Genomic DNA, 25,235 nt, shown 5'->3' on the forward strand with positions numbered 1-25,235 from the left:
CACCTTAAATGATCGGTGAATCAAGGAACAACATGAACGTAATTGGTTTTTTAAAAGTAGCGTTGCTGGCATTGCTGTTGCAAAGTTATGCCGCCAACGTGTTGGCTGCGTTGAACATTCAGCACTGGACGACAGCAGACGGCAGTGAGGTTTATTTTGTCGAAAATCACTCGTTGCCTATAATGGATGTCAGCGTTAATTTTCGTGCTGGCAGTGCGTATGACGACCCTGCAACCGGCGGTACCGCGGCGGTGACGCATCACTTGATGGCACTGGTGGCCGGTGGACTGGAAGAAGAAACCCTGACTAATCGCTTTGCGGATATTGGTGCCATATTAGGGGGCAGCTTTGATGCAGACCGCGCCAGTTTTAAGTTGCGTACACTCACCAGTGAACAGCAGGCAGCGCTGGATGCGTTTGCGTTGGTATTACATAAACCTGATTTTCCGCAAAGCGTGCTCGCGCGTGAACAGGCGCGCATAGTGGCCGCGTTGCAAGAAGCAGAAACCGAGCCTGACAGCATCGCGCAAAAAGCATTTATGCAGTCGGTATACGGCATGCATCCTTACAGCTTAGACCAAAACGGCGAGATTTCGACCGTGCAATCGTTGACGGTGGCGCAGTTACGCCAGTTTTACCAGTCCTACTACACGGCTAAATCTGCCGTGATTGCCATGATGGGGGATTTGACCACCGAGCAAGCCAAGCAGATTGCCGAGCATTTGAGTGCCGGTTTGCCGCAAGGGCCTGCGGTCGCGCCTGTGCCGCCAGTGACCGCCACGACGACGGCCAGTGTTAAAAAAATACCGCACCCGGCCATGCAGGCGCACATACTGCTAGGCCAGCCCGGCAATATGCGTGGCGACCCGGACTTTTTTCCGCTGTATGTCGGTAACTATATTTTGGGTGGTGGCGGTTTTGTGTCACGGCTGACGGAAGAAGTACGTGAAAAGCGCGGCCTTGCCTACAGTGTGTACAGTTATTTTATGCCCATGAGCCAGTTAGGGCCGTTTCAGATTGGCCTGCAAACCAAAAAAGAGCAGGCCGATGCAGCGCTCAAACTGGTGAAAGACACGGTGCAACAGTTTGTTGATAAAGGCGCGACCGAGCAGGAGCTGATGGCGGCTAAGGATAACCTGATTGGCGGCTTTCCGTTGCGCATAGACAGCAATAGTAAAATTCTGGAATACCTGAATATGATTGGTTTTTATAAGTTGCCGCTAGACTACCTGGATAGCTTTAACCAGCATGTGTCGCAGGTGACAGTGCAGCAGGTGAATGATGCGTTTAAGCGGCGCGTTCATCCTGAGCGTTTTGTAACGGTGATTGTGGGCGCAGAGTAAGCAGTGCGCTGTAATAAAAAAGCCGACCTGTAGGTCGGCTTTTTTGTAGCGTGGAGGATAATTTTAAACGGAGGGCGCGATGCGTTTTTTACGTGCCAGCAGGTAGTATAAAAAAGCACCCGGCAGGTTAAGGAAAAAAATCACCAGAAACCAGACCAATTTGTCCTCGCTTTGGTTGGCCAGGCAGTCCACCAGCATCCATACCCAAAACAAACCCAGTGCCAGTGCAATCAGACTACCCAGTAATCCAAACCCAAGTAAAAATTCCATGCTGTTTTCCTTTGTTAATTGCCGTGAATCATAGCACGATCCATTTGCATGGATCGTTATGTAAATGTGGCTGACGCGACGAACGCCTTTATAATCATGCTTTGTCGTTACTAACCATAGAGCTGTATTTATGAATCAAGTTCGCCTTAATGCTGGGGTCTGGCGCAGCCGGGTGCTTAAGTTTCCAGACGCAGAAGGCTTGCGCCCGACCTCTGACCGCGTACGCCAGACGCTGTTTAACTGGTTGGGGCAAGAACTCACCGGCAAAATCTGCCTGGATCTGTTTGCAGGCACTGGCGCCTTGGGCTTTGAGGCTTTGTCACGCAATGCCCGTCAGGTGACCATGCTGGAGTTGGCCAAAGCGCCTGTGCAGGCCTTGCTGCAAAATCAGCACTTGCTGGGCGCGACGCAGGCGGATATCCGGCAGCTGGATGCCTTGCAGTTTTTAGCGCAAAACAAACAGCGTTATGATGTGATTTTTTGCGACCCGCCTTACCATAAACAGTGGCTGGATAAGTTGTTGCCGCAGTTGAGTAGCCATTTGGCCGCAGATGGTTTGCTGTATGTAGAAGCAGAATATGCGTTAAAATCCGACTCGGACTGGCAAGTGATCAAGTCCGGCAAGGCGGGGCAGGTGTTTTATCATTTGTTGCAGCCAGTGCAAGCATAGGTCAGGAACACCTTAAAAAAATATTCGGGGTAAAGGTGAATGAGTAAACTCAGAGTGGCAGTGTATCCGGGCACGTTTGACCCGATTACACTGGGGCATGAAGACATTGTGCGCAGGGCCGCCAACCTGTTTGACCAGGTGATTGTGGCCGTGGCAGGCAGCACCAGCAAGCAAACCTTGTTTAGCCTGCAAGAGCGCGTGGCGCTGGCAGAGTCAGTGTTTTATGGTGACAACATTCGTGTGGTCGGTTTTGATGGCTTGCTGATGCAGTTTGTGCAAACACAGGGCGCGCAGATGGTGATTCGCGGTTTGCGTGCGGCCAGCGATTTTGAATACGAATTTCAGCTGGCGGGCATGAACCGCAAGCTTTACCCAAAGCTCGAAACCTTGTTTATGACCCCGGCAGAAGAGTTTATGTTTATTTCATCCAGCCTGGTGCGTGAAGTGGCGCGCCTGGGGGGCGATGTGAACCAGTTTGTGTCGCCTGGCGTCGAAGCTGCGATCAAACAAAAACTGGCAACCGCTTAAGCCGTTGCCATATTAGAGAATCCCTGTGTAAAAGAGCCATGGCTTTATTTATTACCGACGAATGTATTAACTGCGATGTGTGCGAGCCGGTGTGCCCGAATGAGGCCATTTCGCAAGGCGCAGAAATCTATGAAATCAACCCGGACTTGTGCACCGAGTGTGTGGGTCACTACGACAAGCCGCAATGTCAGCAGGTGTGCCCGATCAGTTGTATACCGCTTGACCCTGATCGCCCTGAAACGCAGGCACAATTGATGGAAAAGTATGTGCGGATTACCGCCGTTGCCAGTTAACCGTAGCCATTAAAATAAGCAATACAGATCACAAGGAGTGAATGATGCGAGTGTTACATACCATGTTGCGCGTAGGCGATTTACAACGTTCGATTGATTTTTATACCAGCGTGCTGGGCATGAAGCTGATCCGTACCCAGGATTACCCTGATGGCGAGTTTACCTTGGCATTTGTCGGCTACGGCAACGAGTATGACAATACCGTGCTGGAACTCACCTACAACTATGGCAAAACGGCCTACGACATGGGCACCGCCTATGGCCATATGGCGATTGAGGTAGAAGACGCATACAAGGCCTGTGAACTGGTGAAAGCCAAAGGCGGCAAGGTTGTGCGTGAGGCCGGTCCAATGAAGCACGGCACCATCGTGATTGCCTTTGTTGAGGATGCGGACGGCTATAAAATTGAGTTTATTCAGAAGGGTACCATTGAGTACCCGGCGAATGTCTAATCACAGCCATTTGCTAGAGGCGGTGTCGCTGGCGCAAGCAGGCGATTGGGATGCCGCCCACAATATTGCACAAGACTACAGTGACAGCACGGCCAACTGGATTCATGCCGTGCTGCATAAAGTTGAAGGCGATACTTGGAACAGCCAATATTGGTATGCCAAAACCGGTGGTCACCAGTATGAAGAGTTTGGCCCGGATGTCGCGGGTGAACTGGTGGCGATTCAACAACGGCTGACAGCCGCGGCCGCGCAATAAATAAAACAGTTTATTTGTGATCGTCGTCAGCCGTGCGGCGGCTGGACACAAAAATGCCCCATAGCGATTGCACAAACAGCCCAATCACCGTGCCGGTGAGAAACAGCAGCAGGCAGGCAAGCAAACACACCAACAGCAAAAATGCATCTTGCTGCCACAACCCCACCACAGAGAGTGACTGCCAGACAGTCAGTATTTGCTGTATCCAGTGATCGAGGTTGATGTGCGCCATCTGCTTATTATGCCTGAGCCTGCGCGGGCATGACATAAGTCAGACCGCGCTGGGATGTGTAGTACCGAAACTTTGCATCATTTTACGGTTGCACCTCTTTTTGTCATTCTTCCACTTTTAACCTCAGGCTTTTAATCGCAAGAGCCAAATCAGTGCACAGGCGCGCCTGATCACAGTGCGTGTGGTGTATTTAATTTTATTAACGGACTGATTTTAAAGTAAAAAAAGTCACCTTAAAGATGGCCTGCTTGTTGCTAGTCTCTGATTGAGCTAGAGGAGAGGCACCATGATAAAAAAACTTGCGGCCAGCGCCACGATTTCGGCAGCGATGGTTTCGGCAGAAACGCAGTTGACCGACAATATTCAATTGCTGGGCGAGTTGCTTGATAAAGCGATTCTGGAGGCCGAAGGCGAAGAGGTGGCGCAAACCATTGCGTCGATTCGACAAGCGGCCCTGCGTTTTCACCAGACACATGACCAGCAGGCCTCGCTCGACCTCGAACAATTGCTCGCAGATTTAAGTCTGGAACATACCGTGCGTGTGGTGCGTGCGCTGGCTTATTTTAAACATCTGGTGAATCTGGCTGAAGACTTATACGGCCAACAATTGGGGCATTGTGAACAGAATACGCCCGCGCCGGGCATGCTTTCGTATACCTTGTTGCAAATAAAAGCCGCGGCTATTCCGGCCGACACCATTAAAAACTTGCTGCAGGATGCCTTAATTTCGCCGGTGCTGACCGCGCACCCGACCGAAGTGCAGCGTAAAAGCGTGCTGGATATTGAGCGCCTGATTGCCGAATTGCTGGCCGAGCGTGCGCATATGGTGTCTGAGCGCCAATTGGCACGTAACAGCCTGCTATTGCAAGGTGCGGTGGCCGCGTTATGGCAAACCCGTATGATGCGCTACTCCAAACTCAGTGTGCTCAATGAAATTGAAAATGCACTCACTTATTACGAAAGTACGTTTTTACATGTGATCCCTGAGATTTTGCAGGACATCGAGCGTGACTTGTCTGATCTGTTACCCGATGTTGCACTGCCAGGCTTTTTGCGCATGGGCAGCTGGATAGGCGGTGATCGTGATGGCAACCCGTTTGTGAACGGGGCCACGCTGCGCGAAAGCGTGCGTTTGCAGGCGACGACTTTATTCAAGTTTTATTTGCAAGAGCTGGCAGCATTAAAACGCGAGCTGGCGGTGTCAACGCGCGTTGTCGGCGTAGACGATGCCGTGCTGCAATTAAGCAAAGCCTCGCGTGACCAATCGCAACACCGGCTCGATGAGCCTTATCGTTTGGCACTCAATGGCATGCATGACCGTTTGCTGGCCACCGCTTGTGACTTGCTGCCACAGGGCGGCTGGGCGCTGCATGAAGACGCAGATGCCGAGCCTTATGACAGCCCGGAATCGTTCCTTGAGACTTTGCAGACCATTGCTGACTCCCTGCGCGCCCACCATGGTGAAGCGTTGATTTATCCGCGTCTGGGCAAGTTGATTAAAGCCATTAGCACGTTTGGTTTTCATCTGGCTACGGTGGATATTCGCCAATCGTCAGATGTGCATGAAGCGGTGATTACCGAGTTATTGCAAAAAGCCGGGCATGACTTTGATTATGCTGCGTTTAATGAGGATGAAAAAATCGGTATTTTGCTGGAGGAGTTAAAGCAGCCACGCTTGCTGTTTTCACCGTTTCAGCAATATTCTGAGCTGGTACATAAAGAAATTGGGGTGCTGGTGGCCGTGCGCGAGATGCGTGACCGCTTTGGCGCGCATGCGGTGCGGCAATATATTATTTCGCATACCGAGACTTTGTCTGACCTGCTGGAAGTGGCATTGCTGCAACGCGAAGCAGGCTTGCTGCGTGGTGTGTGGGGATCGGCCAATATTCAGGTCGATTTGAATATCGTACCGTTGTTTGAAACCATTGCTGACCTGCGCGATGCACCCATGATCATGGGTAAATGGCTGAGCTTGCTGGGTATTCGCCACGTGATTCGCTATCAGGGTAGCGAGCAGGAAGTCATGCTGGGGTATTCTGACAGCAACAAGGATGGCGGCTTTTTAACCTCGAACTGGGAGCTCTATAAAGCAGAAATTTCGCTGGTGGAGTTGTTCAATCAGGCCAACGTCAAACTGCGTTTGTTTCATGGTCGAGGTGGTACGGTGGGGCGTGGTGGTGGCCCGACTTACCAGGCCATTATGGCGCAACCCAAAGGCACGGTGGATGGCCAGATTCGCCTGACCGAGCAAGGCGAGATTATTTCCACGCGCTATGCTGACCCCGTTGTCGGCCGACAGCATCTGGAAACCCTGATTGCCGCCACGCTGGATGCGACATTGTTCCCGGCTGACCAGTTGGAACCAGCCAAGCGTCGCGCTTTTGAAGGCGTCATGGAAACACTGTCTGCCACCGCCATGACCAGCTATCGCAGTCTGGTCTATGAAACGCCAGGCTTTGCTGAATACTTTTTTAATACCACGCCAATTAACGAGATTGCCGAACTGAATTTGGGTAGCCGTCCAGCCGCGCGCAAGTCGACGCGTCGCATTGAGGATTTACGGGCGATTCCATGGGGGTTCTCCTGGGCACAGTGCCGTTTGTTGTTGCCCGGCTGGTATGGGCTGGGCAGTGCCATCCAACATTTTTTGCAGCAAGACCCGGCGTTAAAAGAGGCTCGCCTGGCCATGTTGCTTGAAATGCAGGCGCATTGGCCCTTGTTTAACACCCTGATTAATAACGTAGATATGGTGCTGGCAAAAACCGATCTGATTGTGGCGCGTCATTATGCCCATTTGCTCGAAGACCGCGACCTGCGCGAAGAAATTTTCAGCCGTATTGCGCATGAGCACAAGCTGACCACTGATGCGGTGAACTTATTATTAGGCACTACGCAACGCCTGGCCAGTCAGCCGGTGATCGCTAAATCTATCCGCGACCGCTTGCCTTACCTCGACCCGATGAACCATTTGCAGGTAGAAATGATACAGCGTTACCGCAACGGCGAAACAGACGAAAAACTGAAGTGGTCGATTCCACTGACGATTAACGGTATTGCGACTAGCTTGCGCAATACCGGCTAAGGTCAGGCGGGCATTAAAAAAGGACAAGCCTTGCTTGTCCTTTTTTATGGGTTAGGTGCCAAATTAGTGTCGACGATTATCTTCCCAGGCCTTGATTTGCTTTTCAGCTTCATCTTTGGTGATGCCGTAGCGTTCCTGGATTTTACCAGCGACCTGGTCGCGTTTACCTTCAATCACATCCAGATCATCGTTGGTTAACTTGCCCCATTGTTCTTGTACTTTACCTTTAATTTGTTTCCAGTTGCCTTCAAAAATATCTTTATTCATGTCGAGTCTCCTCAATTTAAGAATGGTGTTCAGGTCATTAACCTGTGTTGCATGTTAAAGATAAAACTGCATGGATTCAGTCGGCGCATGGACTAATCTGAGGTCAGATAAGGCTGACAGAGGCAGTCAGAAAACCTGTTTTTAAGCATGACTTTACGTGTGTGCGGGTTCCGCTGTGCCATTAAAAGCTGTTAAGATTCGGGCATGAAGAACACACTTTCTGCGTTGGGCCAATCGCTGCTGCAACGATTGCCCTATGAATACTGGATAGGCTGGCGCTATACGCGCGCCAAGCGTAACAATCATTTCATTTCCTTTATCTCTCTGACCAGCATGGTGGGCATTGCGCTGGGCGTGATGGCGCTCATTGTCGTGCTTTCAGTCATGAACGGCTTTCAGGATGAGTTGCGTAAACGAATTCTGGGCGTGGCCTCGCATATTGAAGTGCGCGGCTTTGATGTGGGCCTGGCGGGCTGGCAAAGCCTGCAGCAGCAGATTCAATCTATTCCGCCCAAATCAGTTGCCAGCCCGATTGAAGGGGTCGCGCCGTATATTATGGCCCAAGGCATGCTCACGCATGACCAGGCGGTGCAGGGCGTGCTGATTCGCGGCGTGTTGCCTGCGCAGGAGGCAAGCGTATCTGAACTGTCTAGCCAGATGAAACTGGGGAAGTTAACCGATTTACAGGCCGGGCAATTTAATATTGTGCTGGGCTCTGATTTAGCTATGGCGCTCGGTGTGCGTGTTGGTGAAAAAGTGGTGCTGATGGCGCCGCAAGGGCAGGTGACCCCGGCCGGGCTGGTACCACGTATCAAGCAGTTTACGGTAGCCGGTATTTTTCAGGTCGGCATGTATGAGTATGATGCGGGGCTGGCATTAATCCATCTGGACGATGCTGCCAAACTGTATCGCCTCGGCGACCAGGTGTCAGGCTTGCGCCTCAAGCTGGCCGATTTGTTTATGGCAGACCGGGTGAGCCGTGAGCTGATTCAGGCATTGGGGCCAAACTATTACATCACCGACTGGACCCAGCAGCACGCCAATTTTTTTAAGGCGATTCAGCTTGAAAAACGCGTGATGTTTATTATTCTGGCGCTGATTGTTGCAGTGGCGGCTTTTAATATTGTGTCTACGTTAGTGATGGCCGTGACCGATAAGCGCGCCGATATTGCCATTTTGCGTACTATGGGCGCCACGCCGCAGGCGATCCGCAAGATGTTTGTGGTGCAAGGCGCGATGATAGGTGTGATAGGCACCGTGTCTGGTGCAGTGCTGGGTGTGATACTGGCGTTGAATATTGAAACCGTGGTGCCGTGGATAGAGCGTACCTTTAATGTACAGTTTTTGTCCAAAGATGTGTATTACATCAGTGACTTACCTTCTAAATTGATGTGGTCGGATGTGACAGCGATTGTCGGTTTATCTATTTTACTCAGCCTGATTGCCACCCTGTACCCTAGTGCGCGTGCTGCCAGTATGAATCCGGCGGAGGCCTTGCGTTATGAATGAGTTGATATTGCAGTGCCAGGGCTTGGCAAAAACCTATCAAGGGCTGGATACCTCGGTATTAACCGGCGTTGATTTGCAGCTGGCCGCAGGCGACCATGTGGCGATTGTGGGGGCGTCAGGCAGTGGTAAAAGTACCTTGCTACACCTGCTGGGCGGGCTGGATGCGCCGACGCAAGGCGAGGTGGCTTGGTTGGCTAAGCCGCTGGCCAGTTTGTCTGAGCGTGACAAGAGTGCCATGCGCAACCAGTATTTGGGCTTTGTTTACCAGTTTCATCATTTGCTGCCTGAGTTTAGCGCCCTCGAAAACGTGGCCATGCCGTTATTGATACGACGCATGCCACGCGCAGCAGCACTCGCGCAGGCCGAGTACTATTTGTCGCTGGTGGGGTTAACACATCGCCTTGAGCACACGCCAGGTGAGTTGTCTGGTGGTGAGCGCCAACGTGCAGCGCTGGCGCGTGCGCTGGTGACGCAGCCGCGTTGCATACTGGCCGATGAGCCGACCGGTAACCTGGACCGGCAAACAGCCGAGCAGGTTTTTGAGCTGCTGCTGCAAATACAGTCACAGCAAGGCACTGCGCTGGTGGTGGTCACGCATGACTTGTCACTGGCAGCACGTATGCATCGGCAATATCGCTTGCAAGATGGCACGCTGCAAGCGATGGCATCTACGCCTCAGCAGGACGCCACCTCCGCTTAAATAAACGTCATGCTGCCAGGCGCCACAGTCGGATTACTGTTTGGAGTTTGGCTGTTTCAGCAGCAATCTCAGCTGTGGTCTGTCACTGTCTGGGTCAGCGGGTTGGCAGTGCTGGCCGTGTTCGGTGTATTACGATACGGTCTGCTCCGCGCTTGGGTGCCAGGCGTTTCTCATTCTTTTCGCTATCAAACACTGCTGCGAAAGCTCTGGCTGGTGTTGCTAATCGCTGCATTAGGCTTTGCCTATGCGCAAGCACGTGCCTGGTGGCGTTTGCAATCAGCTTTGCCTGCTGCATGTGAGCAGCAGGTGTTGCAAGTGCAGGGTGTGATTGTCAGTGTGCCCGAGCGCGATGCCCGTGGTCAGCATGTCGATGTGGCCATTGAGCGCAGCTTTAATCGTGCTTGCCCGCTACCCGCTAAGGTGCGCCTCAATTTGTATGAGCAGTCTTATCGCGGTGACGCAGCAAAACCGGTCATAGCCATGCCGCGATTACAAGCGGGTGAGCGCTGGCAGTTTAGCGTCAGGCTTAAGCGGCCACACGCCGCGCGTAATCCACATGGGTTTGATTATGCTGCTTGGTGCCTGGCCAACCAGATTGGTGCCAGTGGCTCTATTGTCAGCAAAGCGCCCATGCATCAATTGCAGCCCATGGTCTGGCAACCGGCGGCATTAATTGCACGCTGGCGCGCCAATGTGGGTGCGCGTATCGAACGTGTATTAGGCACCACGCCGTCAAGTGCCGTCGTACGTGCGCTGGTGATTGGTGATGACAGCCAGATTGCGCGCGCCGACTGGCAATTGTTTGTCGATACCGGCATCAATCACCTGGTTAGTATTTCTGGCTTGCATATTACGATGCTGGCTTCGTTGGGCTATCTGTGCACGGGCTGGTTGTGGCGTTTGCGCCCGCGCTGGGCGCTATATGTGCCTTCTAAATTAGCAGCCAGTGTTGGCGGTGCATTGGTCGCCATTGCTTATTCTGCGCTGGCCGGCTTTTCTGTGCCCACCCAGCGCACGCTCTACATGCTGCTCACCGTGTTGGTGATGCTGAGCTTAAAGCACCGATTACCTTTTTCATGGGTCCTTTGTGTGGCAGTGTGGGTGGTGCTATTGCTAGACCCTTGGGCGGTGATGGCGCCCGGATTCTGGTTGTCGTTTGGCGCAGTGGCTATCTTGGCGTTTGCCATGGGCGGGCGCTTGCGTCAGGTTGGCTGGTGGCAGTCTGCGCTGCAGACGCAATGGATCATCACGCTGGCATTTGTGCCGGTGCTGGCGCTGCTGTTTAACCAGTTATCACTTGTGTCTCCGCTTGCGAATGGCTTGGCGATCCCTATGGTGAGCTTGGGCGTGGTGCCGCTGGCGATTGCCGGTGCGGTGCTGCCGCTCGACTTTTTGTTACAACTGGCTGCCGGGCTATGGCAGGGTTGTGCACACGCATTGCAATGGCTGCGGCAGTTGCCTTGGGCAGTAAGCTATGTCGCGACGCCTTCCATGTGGGCGTGGCTGCTGGCGATGCTGGGCACACTGTGGTGGCTGATGCCACGCGGTTGGCCCTTACGGTGGGCTGGGTTGCTGCTATGGTTGCCACTATGCTTGCCGGTAGCATCAACCTTGCAGCCTGGCCAAATGCGGGTGACGGTACTTGATGTCGGGCAAGGCCTGAGTGTGCTGGTGCAAACGGCGCAGCATACGCTGCTATATGATGCCGGGCCTGTGTATAACGAGCAAAGTGACGCTGGCCAGCGCATTGTGTTGCCTTATTTACGCCATTTGGGCGTCAAACAGTTAGACCTGGCCGTAGTCTCGCATGATGACAATGATCATGTTGGCGGCATGGCGTCTGTACTCTCTGGTGTTGCCGCGAAGCAAATGCTGAGCTCGCTAACCCCTGCAGCGACTTTGTTTACACAGTTGCAGGCTATTCCGCAGGCAACGCACATGCCGCGCGTCACCTGTCATAGCGGTCAGCAATGGCAATGGGACCAGGTGATTTTTCGGGTGATTTATCCCACACAGGCCTTGGCGGCAGATGCCAGAGATAATGACAAAAGTTGTGTGATTCAGGTGGTTTCTACGCATGGCAGCTTGTTGCTCACGGGGGATATTGAGCAAGTGGCCGAGCATGCGCTGCTTGCATCTGCGCCTGACGGGCTGCGCGCCCATGTGATGACCATGCCGCATCATGGCAGTAAGACTTCATCTAGCCTAGCTTTTATCAGCCAAGTGCAACCCGAGATTGCAATTGCAACGGTGGGCTATCTAAACCGGTTTGGCCACCCCAAGCCAGAGGTGATGGCCAGATACCAGGCGCTAGGTAGCCACACACTGCGCTCGGATGAGGATGGGGCCATTGTGCTGGACTTTACCCAGGGCCAGCGGCCACAAGTGACTCGTTGGCGCGCTGCTGAGCCACATTATTGGGAGGTACTCGACCGTCGCCCCGCAAACGCATTGTAACTGGATAGATACCGCACAAAACTTGCCCTCAGGCCTGGTTAACGCTAAAGTAGCGAAAGTTTAAAAACAACTGGAGTGTTTGCTGTGTGGGAAATTATTTTAGCGGCCGGCTGGCCCATCTGGCCTCTGATTATTGCCTCCGTGATTGCCTTCGCCATTATTGTCGAACGATGCTGGGCATTAAGGGCATCGGTCGTCACGCCTGAGCAATTGCTGCCAGAAGTGCAAAACTGGTTAAAACAAGGCGGGGTGACGCGTGAAACACTGAGCCGCCTGGAAGCACACTCTTTGTTAGGCAAAGTATTTGCCAGTGCCTTGGCCAATATGAATAACTCACGTGAAGTGACCAAAGAAGCGATTGAAGAAACGGGCCGCGCTGTCGCGCACAAGCTGGAGCAATATCTGCCAACGCTGGGCACGATTGCCACTGTGGCACCTTTGCTCGGTTTGCTGGGCACGGTGATCGGGATGGTGGAGCTGTTCGGTTCGTTTACTAATAGCGGACATGACGTCGCCCAGTTTGCGCGCGGTATTTCTGTGGCACTGTATAACACGGCTGCCGGTATTGTCGTGGCGGTGCCTTCGATGATTGCTTACCGTTATTTCCGCGGCAAGATTGATGGCTTACTGGTCGACATGGAACAGCAGGCGATCAAACTGGTGGAAATTATCCATGGTGACCGTGGCTAAGGTGGCTGTAGCTCAGGTAATCATAAGCACATTGAACACAAAGGCAATTTCATGAATTTCAAACGTGGTGTCCGTAACGAAGAGTTGGAAATCAACTTTATTCCACTGATTGACGTGCTGCTGGTGATTATCATTTTTTTGATGGTGAGTGCCACGTTCTCACGCACCAGCGAGTTACAAATTAATTTGCCAACCGCCGATGCCAGCGCCCCACAAGAAAAGCCATTGACCATCACCGTTGAGGTCGATGCCAATGGCCGTTATCTGGTCAATGGCAAAGAAGCCAATGGCGCGGTTGTATCTGATTTATCTGCGGCATTGACGCAGGCAGGTGCGAATGGGCCATCCGGCAAAGAGCCGACCATTATTATTAATGCCGATGCCAAAGCGACACATCAATCGGTAGTCAATATTATGGAAGCATCGCGCATGGCTAATTACACCCACATTACGTTTGCGACGCAGGTGAATTCCCGTTAATGACTCACTGGACACACATGGTTGTGATCCTTCAACAAGCCCGTCACTCTTGGCGGGCTGTTTGTTTTTAGACTGCCCGAGACAACCGCATGGCGCGAAAATCATCTTCTGAACCGGTCATCACCGCCCATCCGGTATTACTCTACAAGCGGCTGTTTGCCTATGCCTGGCATTATAAAATGCATTTTGCATTGTCTATGCTGTCGACGGCGATTCTGGCCTCCAGCAATACTTTGTTTCTGGCTTTAATTAAAAAAGTCACTGATGAAGGGTTTGCCAAGTCTATCGACCACGATGCTTATGTGCTGCCGTTGATGTTGTTTGGCCTGATGGCGATCAGGGCTGTGGCGGGCTTCTTTTCTGTGTATAGCTTACGCACTGTGGCCAGGCGCGTGGTAGAAGTGCTGCGCAAGCAGATTTTTGCCAAGTTGCTGATGTTGCCGGTGAGTTTTTTTGATGCTAACTCCAATGGTTTGCTGGTGTCTAAAATGACTTACGACATTGAGCGACTGTCGACGGTGGTGACGCGTTCTGCATTGAATGTGCTGCGTGATGTGCTGACCGTGATCGGCCTGATTGGCTATATGCTGTACCTTGATTGGCGTTTAACCCTCATTTTTGCACTGGTGGCGCCGTTGATGGGTTTCTATCTTGCGCGCACGACGCCTAAATTGCGCGCCAATGCAAAAAAAGTGCAGCAAGCGGTCGGTGAAATTACTAAAACGGCAGAAGAGGCCATTGCGGCACAACGTATTGTTAAAATTTTTGGCGCTCAGGCGTTTGAAAATGACCGCTTTGGCGAGGTGGTTAGCCGCAACCGGCAGCTGGAGTTACGCACGGCCAGAATTTCTGGCCTCAATAGCTTTGTGATTGAGATTTTGTCTGCCGTGGCTTTGGGCCTGGTTGTTTTTTACGCATTGGCGCAGTTTACGGTGGGTGAGTTTGCTGCCTTTGTTGGCGCGTTAATGATGCTGATTGCGCCGATTAAACATATCACTGCCGCTAATGAAGACTTACAGATTGGCCTGGCGGCGGCACAAAGTGTATTTGATGTGCTGGATATTGAGAATGAAGTGGATCAAGGCAGTTATCAGGTTGCACGTGCGCAAGGCGCTTTGCGTTTTGATCAGGTGACTGTGCGTTACCCGCAGGCTAAAAAAGACGCCTTGTCTGGCTTGAGTTTTGAAATTGCAGCGGGTGAGAAAGTTGCGCTGGTGGGGCGCTCTGGCAGTGGTAAAACCACGCTGGTGAATTTATTGCCACGTTTTTATGAGTCACAGCAAGGTCAGGTATTGCTGGATAATAAAAATGTTACAGACTATCAACTGGATAATTTGCGTGCGCAGTTTTCACTGGTGAGCCAGGATATCGTGTTATTTAATGACACGATCTTTAATAATATTGCTTATGGTGCGCTGCGGGATGCCAGCGAGCAGCAAGTGATTGACGCCGCCAAAGCGGCCAATGCCTGGGAGTTTATCCAGCAAATGCCGCAAGGCTTGCAGAGTGAGATTGGTGACCGCGGCGTACGTTTGTCTGGTGGCCAGCGCCAGCGCTTGGCCATTGCGCGTGCCATTTTAAAAAATGCGCCAGTGTTGTTACTGGATGAAGCGACCTCTGCGCTAGATAGTGAATCTGAGTTGCATGTGCAAATGGCGCTGGACCGCCTGATGCGTGACCGTACCACCATTGTGATTGCGCATAGGCTGAGTACGGTGGAAAACGCCGACAGAATTCTTGTCATGGATCACGGCAGCATCATAGAAACGGGTTCTCATCAGACCTTGCTGGCACAGAACGGCTATTACAGCAGGCTATATCATAAGCAGTTTCAAGACGACTAATGTTGCGCACATGGTTTGAGCGGCAGTGGCAAATAACAGGCTGGGCGCAATGCCTGCTGCTACCATTGTCTTGGCTATTTGCCTTATTGGCCGCGAGCAGACGTTGTTGCTATCAAATGGGCCTGTTTTCAAGCCAGACGTTGCCAGTGCCTGTCATCGTGGTTGGTAATGTTTCTGTTGGCGGTGTCGGCAAAACGCCGCTGGTGATTTATCTGGCGCAGCAGTTACGTGCGGCGGGCTATATGCCTGGCATTTTAAGTCGGGGCTATGGCAGCCAATACACTGGCGAGGTCACGCCAGCCAGCCAGCCAGCTCTGGTAGGCGACGAACCGGTGTTAATTGCCAGGCGCAGTGGCTGCCCGGTGTGGGTAAACCCGCTACGCGCAGCAGGCGGTTTGGCTTTGCTCAATGCGCATCCTGCGGTCAATGTGCTGATTTGTGATGACGGCTTGCAGCATTATGCCTTGCAACGTGATATTGAGATTGCAGTGGTTCAACGGCCACTCGGCGTAGGTAATGGCCGATTGCTACCCGCGGGCCCATTGCGCGAGCCGCTAGGCCGTTTGCATGCGGTAGATATTGTGGTCGAGACCGGGCAATTGCCCGCAGTGCCATCACATGCAGCCAGTTACCAACTTGAGTTGCGCGCAGGTGGCTGGACGTCGGTCACGGATTTTGCAACTGAAACCACGCAGGCATATTTGCGTGCAAAACCGTTGGTGGCGATGGCTGGCATCGGTCATCCAAAGCGCTTTTTCGATGTGTTGACAAGCATGGGCCTAGATTGCGAACAACAGGCGCTGGCAGACCACCATGCGTATACGCAGGCAGATTTTATGGCGTTGCGCGGAAAAACCATCCTGATGACCGAGAAAGATGCCGTAAAATGTCAGCAATTGGGCGTGGATGATGCCTGGTATCTGCCTGTGAGCGCTGAGCTTAAACCAATTGGACACAACCAGCCACTGACACACTATGTTGTCGAGCAATTGCAACAATCTATGCAACAACGCAAAGGAAGTATGAAATGAATCCTAAATTATTGGAAATTCTGGTCTGTCCGGTGACCAAAGGGCCGTTGGTTTACGATAAGCAAAAGCAGGAGCTGATCTCAAAAAATGCACGTTTGGCTTATCCGGTGCGTGATGGTATTCCGGTCATGCTGGAAGATGAAGCGCGCCGTCTGGACGAACAAGAATACAGCGAATAAGCATGTTTAAGGTTGTTGTTCCCGCCCGTTTTTCCAGTAGCCGTTTGCCGGGCAAGCCATTACTGGATATTGCCGGTAAGCCTATGGTGATCCGCGTGGCCGAGCAGGCAGCAAAAAGCCTGGCTAGCGACATCGTGATTGCGACAGATCACGACGATATCATGCACGCTGCCGCATCGCACGGAGTCGCTGCGGTCATGACGCGGGTAGACCATGTGTCTGGCACCGACCGCATCGCTGAAGTGGTCGCCAGCATGGGCTGGCCGGATGAGATGATTGTGGTGAATGTGCAGGGCGATGAACCGCTGATTGACCCGGTATTGATTAACGAAGTGGCACAAACTTTGGCCAATGATCCGCAAGCAGTGATGTCTACAGCCTGTCATTCTATCCATGATGCGGATAGTTTTGACAACCCAAACGTGGTGAAGGTTGTTTTAAACGCCAAGCAGCAAGCCTTGTATTTTAGTCGCGCGCCGATTCCGTTTCCGCGCGATGCCGAGTATAGGCAGCATCTGGTCGCCCATCGCCATATTGGTATTTATGCGTATCGGGTGGGTTTTCTCAAGCAATACGCGAGTTTGCCAGTGACGGCGCTGGAGAAGATTGAGAGTCTGGAACAACTGCGCGTGTTATACCATGGCTACCAGATTGCCGTGACCGTGACAGCGCACGCGCCTGCCAGCGGAGTAGATACAGCAGAAGATTTGGCCTTGGTGCGCAAAGTATTTGTTGCGTAGTTTGATGATGCGTTACATATAATAAAAAAGCCTGCATCTGCAGGCTTTTTTATTGCGAGCGTTAAACGCGTCGTCGAATTAGTTTTTTCTCTGACGGCGTGCAGCAATCGTGCCCATCAAGGCCAAGCCTGCAAACATCATGCCGTAAGTTTCTGGCTCTGGTACTGGCACGGTGATCGGGTTGATAGTGTAGTTACCTTCGTAGTGGCCACCGGCAATCAGGTTGAATTGCAAAGTGTAGCTGCCTGCAGCCAGGTTAGATACGCTAAAAGTGTATCTTGTAACATCCAGGTCAATCAATGGTGTGAGGATAGGTGCATAAGTGAAGGTGTCATCTGCATCGCTGATTACTGTCAGGCCTTGATACAAACCAGAGTTGTTTTCGTGCAGCAATCTTAAGCTTGGGTCTAATACACCGGTCAAATCGAAACTACCATCCAAATAAGAGATATTGATTTTAACCGTGTGGGATAAGCTGGTGCCTGGGTGGTCAGTGCCACTAAAGGTGGTTGTGGTGGCAAACACAGAGGTGCTGGCTAACAGTGAAGCTGCAATTAACAGATTTTTCAACATAATATTCCCCGATTGATATTGATTGAATGTTGCTGAGAGCGATTATGGCAATATTGCGTCAGCGGGGAAATAGCCCGTTAGGGTCATGCAGGGAACTTCAGGCGAGCAAGCGCTTTTAGGTCCTGAAAATAAAGTAGACGGCGCCCATCATGCACAGGCCTGCCCACAGATAGTCCCACTTTAAAGGTTGATGCATATACAGCAACGCAAAGGGCACAAACATGACCAGGGTGATGACTTCTTGCAGAATTTTGAGCTGTGCCAGATTGAGCTGCGTGAAGCCAATGCGGTTGGCGGGTACCTGAAAGCAATATTCAATCAGCGCAATGCTCCAACTGGCAATAATGGCAATCCAGAGTGGCTTTTGGTGCAGGTCTCGCAGATGACCATACCAGGCAAACAACATAAACAGGTTGGCTGCGGATAATAACAAGACGGTTTTAATCAGGGTGTAAGACATACCAGGCGCCATGTCACGCGACCGCATGACGCATCTTTTGCGCCACGCGGAGCGAAGTATCTGCGTTGAGTTAAATAGCGGCTTCGCCAGTTTCGCCGGTTCTGATGCGAATGACTTGCTCGACGGAGGTGACAAAAATTTTGCCATCGCCAATTTTGCCGGTGTGCGCGGCTTTAATAATGGCTTCAATAGCGCTGTCTACCATGTCGGTGGCTAAAATGACTTCAATTTTGATTTTTGGCAGAAAATCCACCACATACTCGGCACCGCGATATAACTCGGTGTGGCCTTTTTGACGACCAAACCCTTTAACCTCGGTCACCGTCAGGCCATTGACGCCAATGGCAGACAAGGCTTCACGTACTTCATCCAGTTTAAAGGGTTTAATGACGGCTTCTACTTTTTTCATACGCGCTCCGTGGATAAAACTTTTTCTATCATTCTACGCAACCAGTGCTGTTTATTCAAATGCCACTGGTTGACTGATCACAACCATGGCTTATGAAAAGCGCAGGTTGCAGGTAATCGGGTAGCGACGGTCTTTGCCAAAGCCACGTTCGGTAATGCGCACGCCCACCGCCGATTGCCTGCGTTTATACTCATTGCGGTCTATCAGGCGGGTGACACGCTGTACATCAGCCTGTGAGTAACCCAGGCTAATAATGGCCTCAACGCTGAGGTCTTTCTCAACGTAGGCCTCCATGATCGCGTCCAGTATTTCATAGGCTGGCAAGCTATCCTGGTCAGTCTGGTCGGCACGCAATTCGGCGCTAGGCGCACGTGTGATAATTCTTTCTGGGATCACAGTGCCCAACTGGTTACGATAGGTCGCCAGGCGATACACCAGGGTTTTGGGCACATCTTTAATCAGGGCAAAGCCGCCGGCCATGTCGCCATACAGTGTGCTGTAACCCACGGCCGTTTCAGATTTATTGCCGGTGGTGAGTACCAGGCTGCCAAATTTGTTGCTGATCGCCATCAGCAACATGCCGCGAATGCGTGCCTGCAAGTTTTCTTCAGTGGTATCAAACGTTGTGCCGGTAAATTCTTCGGCAAGGCTGTCGCAAAACCCTTCGAACAGTGGCTTGATTGGTAACACGCTGTACTCGACGTCGACCAGGCGTGCCATTTCAGCGGCATCTTCTACGCTGATGCCTGCCGTAAACTCTGACGGCATCATCACGGCTTTGACGCGTTCTTTGCCCAGCGCATCCACCGCAATCGCCAGTGTCAGTGCGGAATCTATGCCACCAGACAGGCCTAATACGATGCTGGGGAATTTGTTCTTGTTCACGTAATCCTGCAAGCCTAACCGCAGGGCTTTATACACGGTGGCCTCGGTGGAGAGTGGCTCTGCGATGTCTGCTGGCAGCGGTTGCGCCTGTTGCAGGGTAAGGTAAGCCAGTTGCTCTTCAAACATTGGCAGCTCTTGCACCAGGGCGCCCTGGCTGTTCATGCTGAACGAGGCGCCGTCAAACACCAGCTCATCCTGGCCGCCCACCATATTGGCGTAGACCATGGCAAGACCGGTTTCCTTGATGCGGTCGCGCAGCACCTGATAGCGGGTTTGCTGTTTATGCATGTGATAGGGCGAGGCGTTGATCGTTAGCAGTACTTGAGCCTCTGCTTGCAATGCTTGCAGGGCCGGGCCGGGCTCCCAGCTGTCGGCACAAATTAAAATGCCATAACGTACACCATGCCATTCAAATACCACGGGCAGGTCGCCTGCTTCAAAATAGCGCTCTTCATCAAACACGCTGTAGTTAGGCAGATGATGTTTGTGATAAGTGGCTTGAATTCTGCCAGAGTGGATCACCGAGGCCGCGTTATAGCGTTTGCCAGCGACCGTGTGCGGATGGCCAACCACCACAGCCATCTCGGTCGGTAAACGCTGCTCTAACCATTGCAATGCACGCTGGTTGGCGGCATAAAAGTCTTGCCTGAACAGCAGGTCTTCAGGCGGGTAGCCACAAAGGGCAAGTTCAGGGGTGAGTAGTAAGCGGGCCCCTGCCTGATAGGCCTGGTTGGCCAGCGCCAGAATACGTTCGGCATTTTGTTGCATGGCACCAACCATGCAGTTCATTTGAGCAATTGCGAGTTTCATGTAGCCCTATTGAGTGATGGGTCAGTACTTGCCGCCGGCCGCTTTGATCAGCTCGACCATGGCCGGATTTTGGCCTTTTAATGCGTAGACATAAGCGGTTAAGCCGTATTGATCACGGGTTTTGATATTGGCTTCATGCGCCAGCAACAGGCGCGCCATCTCAGGTGAGTTGTTGCTCACTGCCAAATGCAGCAGTGGTGTGCCTTCACTGTCCTGATGGTTGGCGTCTGCTTTATTTTCCAGTAAAGCTTTGGCAACTTCAGTCTGGTTCTTGGTCACGGCCCAGGTCAGTGCAGTCCACTCGTGTTCATCTTCTTCGTCTACTTTAGCACCATGCTCAAGCAGGTAAATCGCGGCAGGGATATGACCTTCTCTGGCCGTAATCATTAAGGCGGTCGTGCCGAGTTTGTCTTTGAGGTTAGCATCTGCACCATGGCTCAAAATAGAGCTGATGGTTGGAACATCGCCACTTTTTGCCGCATACATGAGCACGGTTTTACCGTCTGATGAGCGCACATTGGCGTCAAAGCCACGCGCAATGATGAGACCAACAACGTCACTATAGCCAGAGGTAGCCGCGAGACCCAGCGCGCTCCAGCCTGCGGGGTCGCGGGCTTTAACGTCGGCACCTTTTTCCAGCAAGGCTTTCACTGCATCAATATTGTTCTTTTTCGCGGCAAACATCAGTGCGGTCCAGCCGCCCTGGTCTTTGGCATTAATGTCTGCGCCGCTGGCCAGCAGTTCAATGATCACAGCTGCCTGGTTTTTACGCGCGGCATACATGATAGGCGTGATTTTTTCACTGTCGGTGACGTTAGGGTTAGCGCCACTTTTGAGCAACGCTTTGACCGTGGCAAGATCGCCTTTGGACGATGCGATTAACAAATAAGAAATATTGGCACTGGGCTCTATGCCGGTTTCATCTACTGGGGCTTTTTTGGCCGCTTGTGCTGGCAAATGAAGCCCCAGCAGCAGGCAGGCGCTCAAGCAAAGGGCGCCAAGCCGATGGGTGGTCTGAGGACGATGCTTCATGCCGTTTCCTTTGTTTATGTTGTCGCGCGCTTGATAGCTTCGAGTACTGCTTCGCCCAAACCGGCAGGCGAGGCTGCGACCACGCAGCCAGCCGCTTCCAGTGCGGCAATTTTGTCTTCTGCTTTGCCAGATCCACCCGAAATAATCGCACCGGCATGGCCCATGCGTTTGCCTTTGGGCGCCGTGAGCCCTGCAATATAAGCCGCGACTGGCTTGGTCACGTGATGCTTGATAAAGTCAGCCGCGGCTTCTTCGTCGCTGCCACCAATTTCGCCGACCATGATAATCGCTTCTGTTTCCGGGTCTTGTTGGAACAGCGCCAGACACTCGATAAAGTTCAGGCCTTTGATCGGGTCGCCGCCAATCCCGACGCAGGTGGTTTGACCCAGGCCGAGTGCGGTGGTTTGATGCACGGCTTCATAGGTGAGCGTGCCTGAGCGTGATACCACGCCGACTTTGCCACGTTGGTGTATGCTGCCGGGCATGATGCCGATTTTGCATTCGCCCGGTGTAATCACACCCGGGCAGTTAGGGCCAATCAATTTGGTGCCATTGGCGAGCAATGCCGCTTTGACATTGAGCATATCCAGCACCGGGATCCCTTCGGTGATGCAAACAATCAGTTCAATGCCCGCATCAGCCGCTTCCAAAATCGAGTCCGCCGCAAAGGGCGGTGGCACATAAATAACGCTGGCATTGGCCTGTGTTTCTTTCACCGCTTCGCGCATGGTATTAAACACGGGCAGCGCCAGATGCTGCTGGCCGCCTTTGCCTGGCGTCACGCCCCCCACCATTTTTGTACCGTAAGCCAGCGCTTGCTCAGAGTGAAAGGTGCCTTGTTTACCAGTGAACCCCTGGCACAATACTTTGGTATTTTTATCCACTAAAATTGCCATGACTACACACCTTTGCTCACTGCTTTGACTGCTTGCTGGGCTGCGTCGGTCAAACCTTCGGCAGAAATAATGTTTAAACCACTGTCGCGCAGCATTTGCTTGCCCAGTTCTACGTTGGTGCCTTCGAGGCGCACCACGACCGGAATTGTCATGCCGACTTCACGCACTGCAGAGATAATGCCGGTCGCAATAATGTCACAACGCATGATGCCGCCAAAAATGTTTACCAAAATCGCTTTAACATTGCTGTCTGCCAAAATAATCTTAAACGCTTTGGTCACGGTTTCTGCCGTCGCGCCACCGCCCACATCTAAAAAGTTGGCTGGCATGCCACCATGCAGTTTGATCAAGTCCATGGTTGCCATGGCCAGGCCTGCGCCATTGACCATACAACCGATATTGCCATTCAGGGCAATGTAGTTAAGGCCGCTATGGTGCGCTTCGGCTTCTTTGGCATCATCTTGTGACCAGTCGCGGATTTCGGCAAACGGTTTTTGGCGGTACAAGGCATTGTCATCCACCGTCATTTTGCAATCCAGCGCAACCAGCTTGCCATCTGTGGTTACGATCAGCGGATTGATTTCGAGCAGTGCTAAGTCATTATCTTTAAATAATTTGTATAAGCCTTTGGCCAGTTTGGTAAACGCCCCAATCTGGTCGCCGCTCAAACCCAGGCTAAATGCCAGGTTACGTGCCTGATAGTCGACCAGGCCATTGAGCGGGTCGCAGATTTCCTGCAGGATTTTTTCTGGCTGGGTAGCGGCAATTTCTTCAATGTCCATGCCGCCAGCACTAGAGGCCACCATCACCACGCGCTCCAGCGTGCGGTCTACCAGCATAGATAAATATAACTCGCGCGCAATCGGCAAGGTTTGCTCGACCAACACCTGGTGCACCGGCTGGCCATCTGGCGCATTCTGGTAAGTTACTAAATGTTTACCGAGCAAGCCGCCTGCGACTGTTTGTGCTTCAAGGGCAGATTTCACCACCTTGACACCACCGGCTTTGCCGCGGCCGCCCGCGTGCACTTGCGCCTTGACGACCCAGGCTTCTCCGCCCAGTTCTTTGGTGGCAGCCGCAGCAGCTTCTTCAGATTGGACGACCAGACCGGTCGGGGTTGCCAAACCGTACTTTTGCAGTAACTGTTTGGCCTGGTATTCGTGCAGATTCATGAAAATAGGGGCTTTTTATGGTTAAGTGGCTATTTTCGCGCAAATACCCCGGCAAGGCTAGACTGCAATTAAAAAAACCGCACACAAGTGCGGTTTTTATCTCTGCTGAGGCGTGTGTTTTTAAAGGTCTTGCGCCCAGGCGTTGCCGTAAACCTTGCCCTTGCGGGAGAGAATCAGCATCTGGTACATGCTCACTACCCACATATAGCTAGAGGCCAGGCTGTAACCGACGCCACCGATAATAGTCAGCCAGGCAAAGTGGGGTGACAATTTGGTCAACCACCACGACATGACGTCAATAATCAGAAACGCAAACGGGAAGGCAATCGCCACGATTTTAGCGGTTTTAGGCACGTTGACGGCAAAGCTGAAAATCAGGCCAATAAAAAAGAAAATAAAACTAATGCCAAACAAGTGAATATGCGAAACACGCGTCAGGCCGCTGATGGTGGCGCCTTCGTTGACTTCCGCACGCGACTTCACTTCTTCGTACTTGGTAAAGTTAGGGATGCCCGGAATATTGCTGTGGCAAACGATACAGTGTTGCGCAAACACCTGTTTGTAATGCGGCTCCCACTGGTCTTCTGGTGCGCCTTGTTGCGCCCATTTGATAATGTCCTGACGTACCTCTATTGGCGCTTTGTCAGACATGGAGCCATTGAGTTTGCTGGCGAGCTTGGTGCCGCTGCGATCGCCATAATAGCTGTAAACAATGTCGTTGACGGATAAGCCAAACTTACCATCGGCCATGCCGTGTGTGAGCATGATTTGCAAACCGGCCATACACAAGCCGACGCCGATCACCAGCAAGTAGCCGATAAACAGCGCTTTAAGCGGCAATGGCAGATTGGGTAAGTTCAGCCATGGCAGTGTTTGTGAGTCTTGTTTCATACGTTTCCCAAGGGTTTTTAATTTGCTTGCAAGCATACCATCGCTTGCAGCATTCCAAAAACAGAAATACTCCTTAAAAACGGCCTGTTCTCAGCGTTTGAGTAGGCAACTGGTATAATCGCGCTTTTGTTCAATAAGCGATTTTTATCATGCGTTTAGTGGTTCAGGGCCCTGCGATCAGCATGGCACATTTGTCTCATATTCATGGTTTGGTTGGCGGGCATACGCAGTTTATGCAAGTGGCGCAACATGCTTATTATCTGCCGGTTACTGAGGGCGATTATGTGGATGTACAAGCATTTTGTGCCAGCCAGCAGATTGATTGCGCCCTGGTGCAGGATGCGCACCGTTTGCAGAAAATAGGCCTGTGCGTGATGGATATGGACTCTACCTTGATCGCGATTGAATGCATTGACGAAATTGCCGACATGATGCACCTTAAGCCGCAAGTGGCTGAGATTACCGAGGCGGCCATGCGTGGCGAGCTTGATTTTGCAGCCAGTTTGCGCAAACGCGTTGCCTTGCTTAAAGGCCTGCCCGCCACTGCGCTGCAGCGCGTGATTGATGAGCGCTTAAGCTTTAATCCTGGCGCACAAGCGTGGATTGACACCTGCAAACAACATGGGATTAAAACCATGGTGGTGTCTGGCGGTTTTACCTTTTTTGCCGACTATGTCAAAGAGACGCTGGGGCTGGATTATGCGGTGTCTAATACACTGGAAATCGTCGACGGCAAACTCACGGGCAATGTCGTGGGCGATATTGTAGATGCCCAGCGTAAAGCCGACGAGCTACTCAAACTACGTGACGCGCTTGGCTTGGATGTCACACAAACCATTGCTATTGGTGACGGCGCCAATGACCTGACCATGATGGCGGTGGCTGCTGTTGGTGTTGCTTATCACGCCAAGCCAGTGGTGCAGCAACAGGCCATGTATGCCTTAAATGTGGCGGGGTTGGATGGTGTGGCAAATTTGCTCACTATATAAGTGAAGCCGCTGCCAGAAGGGCGCGCGGCACAGTTTTGCGCTTGATGGCGGTATTAAATCATTGAGTCATTGATATTTTTATAAAGAAAATGGTT

At 52.1% G+C, this 25,235-nt stretch carries 28 protein-coding genes; 17 read left to right on the plus strand and 11 right to left on the minus strand.

Annotation, left to right across the window (positions count from 1 at the left end; all coding sequences use genetic code 11):
* The first annotated feature begins 32 nt into the window (after positions 1-32).
* Positions 33-1,343 (plus strand): pitrilysin family protein, encoded by a 1,311-nt coding sequence (locus tag METH5_RS0110030; protein ID WP_029148377.1) that lies wholly within the window; start codon positions 33-35, stop codon positions 1,341-1,343.
* 63 nt (positions 1,344-1,406) lie between these two features.
* On the opposite strand, the gene METH5_RS0110035 is transcribed toward METH5_RS0110030, so the two are convergent.
* Complete coding sequence (locus METH5_RS0110035; RefSeq protein ID WP_029148378.1) at positions 1,407-1,613, minus strand: PLDc N-terminal domain-containing protein; 207 nt, start codon at positions 1,611-1,613, stop codon at positions 1,407-1,409.
* A 130-nt stretch (positions 1,614-1,743) separates the two neighbouring features.
* On the opposite strand from METH5_RS0110035, the gene rsmD reads away from it, so the two are divergent.
* From rsmD to METH5_RS0110060, 5 genes are read left to right on the plus strand one after another with little or no spacing between them, the layout of a single operon-like run.
* A complete protein-coding gene (rsmD, locus tag METH5_RS0110040) occupies positions 1,744-2,283 on the plus strand; it encodes a 16S rRNA (guanine(966)-N(2))-methyltransferase RsmD (RefSeq protein WP_029148379.1) in 540 nt (179 codons plus the stop codon).
* A 39-nt stretch (positions 2,284-2,322) separates the two neighbouring features.
* Positions 2,323-2,811 carry a pantetheine-phosphate adenylyltransferase gene (gene coaD, locus METH5_RS0110045; RefSeq protein WP_029148380.1) on the plus strand — a complete coding sequence of 163 codons (489 nt, stop codon included), beginning with the start codon at positions 2,323-2,325 and terminating at the stop codon, positions 2,809-2,811.
* Positions 2,812-2,849: 38 nt separating this feature from the next.
* Positions 2,850-3,104 (plus strand): YfhL family 4Fe-4S dicluster ferredoxin, encoded by a 255-nt coding sequence (locus METH5_RS0110050; protein ID WP_029148381.1) that lies wholly within the window; start codon positions 2,850-2,852, stop codon positions 3,102-3,104.
* A 44-nt stretch (positions 3,105-3,148) separates the two neighbouring features.
* Positions 3,149-3,556, plus strand: coding sequence for a lactoylglutathione lyase (gene gloA, locus METH5_RS0110055; protein WP_029148382.1), 408 nt, complete (start codon positions 3,149-3,151; stop codon positions 3,554-3,556).
* A complete protein-coding gene (locus METH5_RS0110060; protein ID WP_029148383.1) occupies positions 3,549-3,812 on the plus strand; it encodes a hypothetical protein in 264 nt (87 codons plus the stop codon). Before gloA ends, METH5_RS0110060 begins: the two co-directional genes overlap by 8 nt.
* A 10-nt stretch (positions 3,813-3,822) precedes the next feature.
* Here the strand turns inward: METH5_RS0110060 and METH5_RS0110065 are convergent, their stop codons facing one another.
* Positions 3,823-4,044 (minus strand): hypothetical protein, encoded by a 222-nt coding sequence (locus tag METH5_RS0110065; protein ID WP_029148384.1) that lies wholly within the window; start codon positions 4,042-4,044, stop codon positions 3,823-3,825.
* 286 nt (positions 4,045-4,330) lie between these two features.
* Between METH5_RS0110065 and ppc the strand changes: the two genes are divergently transcribed.
* Positions 4,331-7,126, plus strand: coding sequence for a phosphoenolpyruvate carboxylase (ppc, locus tag METH5_RS0110070; RefSeq protein WP_029148385.1), 2,796 nt, complete (start codon positions 4,331-4,333; stop codon positions 7,124-7,126).
* 63 nt (positions 7,127-7,189) lie between these two features.
* Here the strand turns inward: ppc and METH5_RS0110075 are convergent, their stop codons facing one another.
* Complete coding sequence (locus tag METH5_RS0110075; protein ID WP_029148386.1) at positions 7,190-7,393, minus strand: CsbD family protein; 204 nt, start codon at positions 7,391-7,393, stop codon at positions 7,190-7,192.
* Between the two features lie 204 nt (positions 7,394-7,597).
* Between METH5_RS0110075 and METH5_RS0110080 the strand changes: the two genes are divergently transcribed.
* The 9 genes from METH5_RS0110080 to kdsB all read left to right on the plus strand — a co-directional run bounded on the left by METH5_RS0110080 (position 7,598) and on the right by kdsB (position 17,023).
* Positions 7,598-8,902: a lipoprotein-releasing ABC transporter permease subunit gene (locus tag METH5_RS0110080; protein ID WP_036307797.1), complete on the plus strand. Its 1,305-nt coding sequence runs from the start codon at positions 7,598-7,600 to the stop codon at positions 8,900-8,902.
* Complete coding sequence (lolD, locus tag METH5_RS0110085; RefSeq protein WP_029148388.1) at positions 8,895-9,602, plus strand: lipoprotein-releasing ABC transporter ATP-binding protein LolD; 708 nt, start codon at positions 8,895-8,897, stop codon at positions 9,600-9,602. The genes METH5_RS0110080 and lolD overlap by 8 nt, the downstream gene beginning before the upstream one ends.
* 9 nt (positions 9,603-9,611) lie before the next feature.
* Positions 9,612-12,059, plus strand: coding sequence for a DNA internalization-related competence protein ComEC/Rec2 (locus METH5_RS0110090; RefSeq protein WP_029148389.1), 2,448 nt, complete (start codon positions 9,612-9,614; stop codon positions 12,057-12,059).
* Between the two features lie 84 nt (positions 12,060-12,143).
* Positions 12,144-12,749, plus strand: a complete 606-nt coding sequence (locus METH5_RS0110095) for a MotA/TolQ/ExbB proton channel family protein (RefSeq protein ID WP_029148390.1) — start codon at positions 12,144-12,146, stop codon at positions 12,747-12,749.
* A gap of 51 nt (positions 12,750-12,800) precedes the next feature.
* Complete coding sequence (locus METH5_RS0110100; protein WP_029148391.1) at positions 12,801-13,229, plus strand: biopolymer transporter ExbD; 429 nt, start codon at positions 12,801-12,803, stop codon at positions 13,227-13,229.
* An 89-nt stretch (positions 13,230-13,318) separates the two neighbouring features.
* On the plus strand, positions 13,319-15,073 hold the full coding sequence (gene msbA / locus METH5_RS0110105) for a lipid A export permease/ATP-binding protein MsbA (protein ID WP_029148392.1): 1,755 nt from the start codon (positions 13,319-13,321) through the stop codon (positions 15,071-15,073).
* Positions 15,073-16,104 (plus strand): tetraacyldisaccharide 4'-kinase, encoded by a 1,032-nt coding sequence (lpxK, locus tag METH5_RS0110110; RefSeq protein ID WP_029148393.1) that lies wholly within the window; start codon positions 15,073-15,075, stop codon positions 16,102-16,104. Before msbA ends, lpxK begins: the two co-directional genes overlap by 1 nt.
* Positions 16,101-16,283, plus strand: coding sequence for a Trm112 family protein (locus tag METH5_RS0110115; RefSeq protein WP_029148394.1), 183 nt, complete (start codon positions 16,101-16,103; stop codon positions 16,281-16,283). Before lpxK ends, METH5_RS0110115 begins: the two co-directional genes overlap by 4 nt.
* A 2-nt stretch (positions 16,284-16,285) precedes the next feature.
* The gene (kdsB, locus tag METH5_RS0110120) at positions 16,286-17,023 is read left to right on the plus strand and encodes a 3-deoxy-manno-octulosonate cytidylyltransferase (protein WP_029148395.1); all 738 of its coding nucleotides are present in this window, start codon (positions 16,286-16,288) and stop codon (positions 17,021-17,023) included.
* A gap of 78 nt (positions 17,024-17,101) precedes the next feature.
* Here the strand turns inward: kdsB and METH5_RS0110125 are convergent, their stop codons facing one another.
* The 8 genes from METH5_RS0110125 to METH5_RS0110160 form a co-directional block, all read right to left on the minus strand.
* Positions 17,102-17,596 carry an FxDxF family PEP-CTERM protein gene (locus METH5_RS0110125; protein WP_029148396.1) on the minus strand — a complete coding sequence of 165 codons (495 nt, stop codon included), beginning with the start codon at positions 17,594-17,596 and terminating at the stop codon, positions 17,102-17,104.
* Positions 17,597-17,711: 115 nt separating this feature from the next.
* The gene (locus tag METH5_RS0110130) at positions 17,712-18,083 is read right to left on the minus strand and encodes a DMT family protein (protein WP_232411011.1); all 372 of its coding nucleotides are present in this window, start codon (positions 18,081-18,083) and stop codon (positions 17,712-17,714) included.
* Positions 18,084-18,126: 43 nt separating this feature from the next.
* The gene (locus METH5_RS0110135) at positions 18,127-18,465 is read right to left on the minus strand and encodes a P-II family nitrogen regulator (RefSeq protein WP_029148398.1); all 339 of its coding nucleotides are present in this window, start codon (positions 18,463-18,465) and stop codon (positions 18,127-18,129) included.
* Between the two features lie 90 nt (positions 18,466-18,555).
* Positions 18,556-20,160 carry an NAD+ synthase gene (locus METH5_RS0110140; RefSeq protein WP_029148399.1) on the minus strand — a complete coding sequence of 535 codons (1,605 nt, stop codon included), beginning with the start codon at positions 20,158-20,160 and terminating at the stop codon, positions 18,556-18,558.
* Between the two features lie 21 nt (positions 20,161-20,181).
* Positions 20,182-21,192, minus strand: a complete 1,011-nt coding sequence (locus tag METH5_RS0110145) for an ankyrin repeat domain-containing protein (RefSeq protein ID WP_198290691.1) — start codon at positions 21,190-21,192, stop codon at positions 20,182-20,184.
* 14 nt (positions 21,193-21,206) lie between these two features.
* The gene (gene sucD / locus METH5_RS0110150) at positions 21,207-22,088 is read right to left on the minus strand and encodes a succinate--CoA ligase subunit alpha (protein ID WP_029148401.1); all 882 of its coding nucleotides are present in this window, start codon (positions 22,086-22,088) and stop codon (positions 21,207-21,209) included.
* Positions 22,089-22,090: 2 nt separating this feature from the next.
* Positions 22,091-23,260: an ADP-forming succinate--CoA ligase subunit beta gene (gene sucC, locus METH5_RS0110155; protein WP_029148402.1), complete on the minus strand. Its 1,170-nt coding sequence runs from the start codon at positions 23,258-23,260 to the stop codon at positions 22,091-22,093.
* A 120-nt stretch (positions 23,261-23,380) separates the two neighbouring features.
* Positions 23,381-24,151, minus strand: a complete 771-nt coding sequence (locus tag METH5_RS0110160; protein ID WP_232411012.1) for an elongation factor-1 alpha — start codon at positions 24,149-24,151, stop codon at positions 23,381-23,383.
* A gap of 149 nt (positions 24,152-24,300) precedes the next feature.
* Here METH5_RS0110160 and serB point away from each other — a divergent pair, with 149 nt between their 5' ends.
* Entirely contained in the window at positions 24,301-25,140 is an 840-nt protein-coding gene (gene serB / locus METH5_RS0110165) for a phosphoserine phosphatase SerB (protein WP_029148404.1), read from the plus strand.
* The last annotated feature ends 95 nt before the right edge of the window (positions 25,141-25,235 follow it).

The sequence above is a fragment of the Methylophilus sp. 5 genome, assembly GCF_000515275.1.
Lineage (GTDB): Bacteria > Pseudomonadota > Gammaproteobacteria > Burkholderiales > Methylophilaceae > Methylophilus.